This is a genomic window from Chiayiivirga flava, assembly GCF_014202825.1.
In the GTDB taxonomy this organism is placed as follows: Bacteria; Pseudomonadota; Gammaproteobacteria; order Xanthomonadales; family Xanthomonadaceae; genus Chiayiivirga; species Chiayiivirga flava.
Genome location: NZ_JACHHP010000010.1, coordinates 1 through 6,959, shown reverse-complemented (window position 1 = coordinate 6,959; position 6,959 = coordinate 1). Strand labels below are relative to the sequence as shown.

General features: G+C 70.1%; 1 protein-coding gene. It reads right to left on the bottom strand.

Translation table 11 applies throughout. The features are described 5' to 3' along the window. The coding region (locus HNQ52_RS16775; protein WP_183962465.1) for an RHS repeat domain-containing protein at positions 1–6,759 on the bottom strand (6,759 nt) is incomplete at its 3' end. Positions 6,760–6,959 lie beyond the last annotated feature (200 nt).

Below are 6,959 nucleotides of genomic sequence, written 5' to 3'. Positions count from 1 at the left end.
CGGGTCGTAGTAGCGGGTGTGCATGTCGATGAGCCCGCTGATGCCGGCCGCGGTGGCGCCGAACTGTTTGCGTTCGTGGTGGCCGGTGTAGCCGGTGATCGGCAGGGTCACCTCGTCCTTGGGCGCAGCCTTGAAGGTGTTCCAGTCGCCCGGTTCGCGTTCGTTGCCCCAGGTGTCGTAGGCGCGGCGGTCGCGCACGTTGCCCTGTTCGGTGGTGACCAGGGTTGTCGAGCCCAGGTGGTCGGCCGGCGGGGTGTAGCTGCGCTGGTCGGTGTAGCTCAGGTCCGGCTGCCAGGTGCGGGTCAGGTGCAGCGGGCCCAGGGCGTAGCGGCCGACGATGGTCTTGCCCAGCGCGCCGCCGCGTTCTTCCTGGTAGGCCCCGAGGTAGACCGTCTCGCGGCCCGAGGCCTTGTCCAGCACATGCACCTTGGTGCCGTCGGCGGTGTAGGTGACGGCCTGGTTCGATCCGGGGGCGTCGATGCCGCTGACGCGGTTGAGCGCGTCGTAGGTCAGCGCGGTCTGCCCGCCGGCATGGGTGCGCGTGAGGACCTGGCCGTTGCCGTCGTAGGTGTAGTCGATCTGGCCCAGCGGGCCCTTGATCTGTGCGAGTTTTTCCTGCTCGTAGGCGTAGCTGCCGTTCGGGCTCTGGACGATGTTGCCGAAGCCGTCGTACGCCATGGTGTGGTGCCGGACGCCCTGGTTGGCGCCGATGGTGGTCCAGCCCTGCAGTTCGCCGCGCGGGGTGTAGGCGAAGCGGTCCACCTGTTCCTGGCCCGGCTGGGTCAGCGAGGGCTGCACGCGGCTGCGGATCAGGCCGTGGTCGTACCAGTCGTAGGTGTAGCGTTCGATCGGCGTGTCGCTGAACAGGTCGGCGTCGTGCCAGGTGCGCTGGGCGACCGTCGCTTCGTGCAGGCGGCCGGTCAGCGGGTCGTAGGCGGCGGTGGCGATCACCGTGGGTGCGGTCTCGCTGCCGTAGCGCTGTTCGGTCAGGTGACCCCAGACGTCCGCCGCGATCGGTTGCCAGACGGTCTGCTGCTGGACGCTCAGGCCCACGATCTGGTCCAGGGCGTTGTACTGGTTCCACGTCTGCACCGGGGCCAGCAGGCTCAGGGTGGGATAGCTCTGGCTGGCGATGCGGCCCCAGGCGTCGTAGCTCAGGCGCTGGGTGTAGGTGCGGCCGTGCACGGTGGTCGTGCTGCCGGCCGGGCGCAGGTGTTCGTCCAGCAGCGGCGATTCGGTCACCGTGCCGTCGGCGTTGGTGGCCTCGGTCAGCACGCCGGGGGCGATCGCGTCGTAGGTCCAGGTCGCGCTCTTGGCCTGCGGCGTGCCGTAGGCCTCGATCCGTTCGATCATTCGGCCGAGCACGTCGTAGCGGGTCTTGGTGATCTGGCCGAGGGCGTCTTCGGTTTCGTCGACGCGGCCCAGGACGTCGTAACGCGTCGTGCGCACGCCGGCCTGGCCGTCGTGGCTCTGCAGCAGTCGGCCGTAGTCGTCGTACACAAGCGTGGTCGGGCTCTTGGCCGCGGTGGCGGTGCACGGCGCGGCTTCGACCAGGGTGCCGAAGGCGCCGTAGGTGTAGCACATCGACAGATCGACGTCGGGCAATGCCGGGTCGGCCGGCGGGTCGACGTGGATCACCTGGCCCAGCGCGTTCACGGTGCTGCTGCCGCTGTGGCCGATCTCGTTGGTGACGGTGGCGACGTAGTGCTGGCTCTTCTCCGGGTCCGGATCGCGGCCATAGGCCGTGGCCTGCTGCGTGCCGTCCGGCTTGGTGAGCAAGGTGACGCGTCCCTGGCTGTCGTAGCCGGTCGTCGTCCACCCGCTCGGCTGCTCGCCCACCCGGGTCGGCAGACTCACCGCCAGCACGCGTCCGAGCGGGTCGTAGGTGGTCTGGGTGTAGACCTCGAAGCCGAAGCCCTGGCTCTGGGCCACCTGCGCCTGGCCGACGCGGTTGGCCAGCGCATAGCTCTTCGCGCCACCCTCCACCGCCGTGGTGACCAGGACTTCACGGTCCGGATAGCCTTCGACGGCGTCCGGCTGCCATTCCTCGAACGCGATCGTGGTCTTGCGCGTCAGCGGCGTGTCGCCGTGGAAGAGCTGGCTGCCGCGCGTGCGGCAGAACGGATCCAGCGTGCTCACCTGGGTGTGGCCGAGGGCATTGGTGACGCATTCGGGCACACCGCAGCCTTCGTTCCACTGGGTCGTGGTCGTGTGGCCCAGCGCGTTGCTCTGGCTGACCGGGTAGGCGCCCGAGGCACCGTACTGGTAGCTCGTGGTGCTGGCAGGTTGGCCGTCGGCGACGAGGGTGTGCGTCGCAAGGTTGCCGAAGGCGTCGTAGGTGTAGTGCTGGGCGTGCCGGTACTTCGCCTGCTGCGGCTCCACCGTGGTCTGCTGCAGGCGACCCTGGCCGTCGTAGGCGTGCGCCACCGTGCGCACGGTGTAACCCGCCCCCGGCGTCGGTTCGTTCGCCACCCACTCGGTCGTCGGCAGGCCGAGGAGGTAACGCTTGCCCAGCACGTCGGCCGGATCGGTGTGCTGGTATTTGCGTTCGGTCAGCGTGGTGTTGCCCGCCGCTTCGACCAGTTCGAACTTCACCAGGCCGTAGCCGTCGTCGTCGTAGCCGATCGTCGTGGTGCTGGTGTTCAACGCCTGGTGGCTGAGCTGCGGGCCAAGCGTGCACTCGCCGGCGCCGTCGTAGGCATCGGCCAGGCACTCGAACAGCGTTCCGGCCGCCGTCGCCGGCACGTCGGCACCGATCTCGAACGTGCTGGCCGTCGAGCTGTCCAGACGTGTGTACCACGTCGGTCCCACCTTGCCGGCATGGGCGCTGTGGCGCTGGCCACCGTGGCTGATCCGCACCGCGTCGTCCGGGCCACCGGAGATCATCATCGTCTCGCTGCGCAGCGTGCCGGCCAAGGGGTAGGCCTTGAAGGCTTCGTCATAGGCCGGAGTCACGTCGTAGCGCGCCAGCCGCATCCGGTTGACCGGACCGCTGGGCGTCTGGACACTCTGTTTGCTGTAGCTGCGCTCGATGCCCAGGCTGATGCCGCGCCGCACGTCCGCCGTGGTCTTGCCGTACAGGTACTGCGTGGTCAGGTAACGCGGCGCATCGCCATCGTCCTGCCCGGTATCGGAGCGCAGCCGCGCCACGGCCGCCGCCGCGCTCGGGCGCCGCACCAGCGGATACGGCACGAACACGTCGTCCTGCGTCCACGGCGTCGACGGCGTGGTCAGCGTCCATTGCGGCGCGTAGTCGAGCTCGGTGCGCGCGCCCAGCCCGTCGGTCACCGCCGTCAACAGGTGCGGCTGCGGTTCGCTCATCGCGGTCGGCGTCGCGAGCTTGTACTGCCCGCGCACATGGTCGTAGAACGCCAGTTCCGGCTGGCCGTCGCGGTTCACGTCCAGCTGCATCAACCGCACGCCCAGGCCGTAGGCCTGCTGCTCGTACGGGCCGACCGTGGCCGCCGCGTCGTCGGCGTCCTTCCACAGCGTCGGCCGGTTGACCAGGTCCCGCTGCCAGCCCGGCCAGCCGGTCGGCACGCTCGCCGGCACCAGTTGCTTGAGGTCCAGGCCCATCGGGGTGTCGACCTCCGCCAGGTCGCCGCCGTGCCGCGACAGGCGCCACACCGGCTCCAGCGTGTACGTGCCCGAGAGGCTATCGCCCTGCCAGCCGCCGTCGGGAGCGAACAGCGCCTTGATGTAACCCAGGTCCGCCAGGCCGTCGCCGTTCGGGTCGCCGATCACGCTGTTGCCGAACTCCATGCGCCAGCGGCGCGTGGCCGAGGTCGCCCGCGTCCAGGCCTCGCGATGCAGGGCGTCGATCTGCTGGCCATCGAGGTCCAGCGACGGATCCAGGTCCACGCCCCAGTACAGGTGTTCGAGCACGGCTTTCAGCACCTTGCCGTCGACCACCATCTCGCCGGGATCCGGCGCCTGGTCGCTCTCCAGGTCCGTGTCCCACAGCCGGGTCGAGCCGCCCAGCGCGAAGCTGCCGTCGCCCCGATTCAGGTACACGAACACCGCCAGCTTCTCGTAGGTCTGTTCCACCAGGTCGCCGCCCCATTCGAGCACCGAGCGGAACGAGCAACCCTCGTTCAACGGGGTCGGGGCGTCGCCGGGAGATGCGCCCTGCTGCAGCACGTAGCAGGCCTGCTGGTCGACCGCCAGCACGTCGGTCAGGCCGTCGCCGTTGAAGTCGCCCAGGCGCAGGTCGCTCGGCCCGAAGCCCACCATCACGTCGTTCGGATCGGCCCAGTCGGTGATCGCCCCCTGCCACTGGCCCACGTTCGGCCCGCCGTCCTCGTCCGCCGCTTCCCCTGCCCGGTGCGTGCTGTAACGCCGCGTGCTGTTGCCGCCGCGCTGCTGCCAGCGCATGAACTGCTCGTACGGCAACGTCGTCGGCCGCTCCCTGACCCCCGTGTCCGGATGCCAGCTGAAGGCGTGGTAGTACGTCTCGCCCAGCGGCATGTCCGCCCACACCCGCTTGAGCAGCTTCGGCCAGTAGCCGTCGAGTGCAGCGTTGTCCGGATCGCGCGGGTACGGGTCTTCGAGCACGCCGTCCGGCACGCTCGGCGCGATGCCGGCGATCTGCAGCTGTCGCACGTGGCCGTGCGTGCGGTGCAACAGCGACTCGGTGCCGGTCCCATCCAGGTCCAGCACCAGATAGCTGTCCTTGGCGTGGCACGGCACCGGTTCGCCCGCCGCGCCCGGCGTCGTCACCGGTACGCCGCCGCCGCTCAGGTCGATGCCGGTCCCCGGTGCGTTCATCGCGTAGTGCAGCGTGCCGCTCACCCAGTTCACCGGGTCCATGCCCGGTCCGTAGAACATCGGCAGCGGCTTGCCCGCCGCCGCCGCATAGTCGGCGTCGGCCTTGCAGAACATCACGTCCGTCAGCGCGTCGCCGTTCATGTCCAGCACTTGCGCCCACAGGATCGGACGGCCGTCGCGGTAACCGAGCGAGGTCTGCTCGAACTGCACGGCGCCACCGCTGCCGCCGGTCGCCCCGCCCGTCGCACCGCGCGCCAGGCGCAGCACCTTCAGGCCCTTCATGAACCCGGGGTGGGCCGTGTAGTCGGCCTCGCTGCGTTGCAGCTCGCCCTGGCAGGCGTCCAGCGTCGACTGGTACATCGCGCCCTGGTTCTCGCATGCACTGCCCTGCGCGTACAGCCGGTCGATCGTGGTCGCCTCGCCCAACCCGTACGGCGGATCCATCGTCGCCCCCGCCAGTTCGGTCACCGGCTCGCCGACCAGCACATCCGTCCCGCCCGTGCCGTCGTAGTTCAGCGCCCAGGCACCCGGGGTGGCCGTGGACTGGTCGTCGCGTCGATGGCCGTGCTGCACCGCCTCGGGCGCACGCGGCGCGGATTGGTTCATGTCCACCAGCACATGGATCGAGCCCGCCTCCGGCACCACCGTGCCGACCCGGTTCGTCCACGGCGTGGCCGACCACGCAGGCACGTTCGTCGCCACCGCCCCGTGCACGTTCGGATCGGTCTGCCAGTACTCCCAGAACTGCAGCGGCACCACCTCCGTGTTCATCCGCTCCGGCATCACCAGCATGTCGATGTCGCCGTCGCCGTCCAGGTCCGCTTTCACCTCCATTCCCGGCGACGGCCGCCGGTACACCGTGTCCTGCAGCTGGTCCGCCGGCGGCAGCGGGTAGAAGGACGCCCCGTCCCAGGCGTACCCGGGCATCGGCACCATCGGGTTGACGGCACCGCCGGCCTGCTCGGTCAGACCGGACCACTCGAACAACGTCGGCCACAGGCACGTCGCCCCTGCACTGGTCGCATTGGGCGCGCATTCCTGCAATGCACGCAGACGGAGCCGGTCCGGCGTGCTGAGCTGCTTGGTGTACACATCCGGCACCGGCTCGTACCCCAGCCGGTAGTGCCGCACCTCGTCCCATTGCTCCTGCGCGCGCACCTGCATCGTCACCCGGGTGAGCACGGTCGATCGCGTGTACGACTGGCCCGCCACGTAGCCCTGGTGCACCCACGCCGACACCGGCTCCCACGGCTTCGCCTCGCCCAGCAGCGTCTGCACCGGCGCGTAGTCAAACACCACCTGCCGCGTCGGTTCCGCCGCACCGGCCTTCTCGTTGATGCCGTACTCGATCGCCGACAACGCGTGGCCGCGCGGCGTGATCTCGCCGTCCTGCGCCACCGCCTCGCCCGTGTACCGATACCGCAACTCGTTGCCCGTGACCTCGTCACGCACCCGCGCGATGTGCCAGGCAAACGGAATGCGTTCCCCGTCCACCTGCGCCCACTGCATCGCCTCCAGCGTCCACTGGTGCGGTTGCAGCACGCCGTACAGCGTCACCCGGCCGTCCGGTGTGTACACCGCAAACCCCGAATACGGGGAGGTCGTCGCGCCCAGGCCCACGACCCGCGTGTTGCGGTCCAGCGGCACCCGGTACTCCGTGCCGGCTCCGCCGTGCACGCCCTTCACCGCCTCCAGACGCGATCCGTTCCAGCAGATCGGGTCGGCCTGCGTCCACGTGATCGGACCGTGCGCACCGTCCTGCGCCAGCGTCGAACGGCAGCGGCTGATCGTGCCGCCGGCATCGAGCGAAAAGCCCAGGCCCAGACCTCCGTAACCGGCGCCGTCGTAGCTGATCCCCAGCCCGGGCGTCATCCCGCCTACCCCAGGTACCGGCGTCAACGCCATCGACCAGCCCGCCGCGCCCGAGGGATCCACCGACACCGCGCCCGACAGGCTGCCCACCTTGCCCTCCACGATACCCGGCGGCAGCACCGCCGTGTCCTTGGTCGCGTCCTTCCGAGTCCCTCCCGGCCCAGGCACGATGCCCAGCGGCAGGCCTGCCGCGTCCGCACGCAACGACATGCCCTGTGACTGCCCAGCGCCATCCATGCGGGCCACCGCCCAGCCCACCGGCGCCAGCGTCGATCCCGACAGCCCCGCCGCCAGCACCGTCCACGCAAGCAACGACCGCA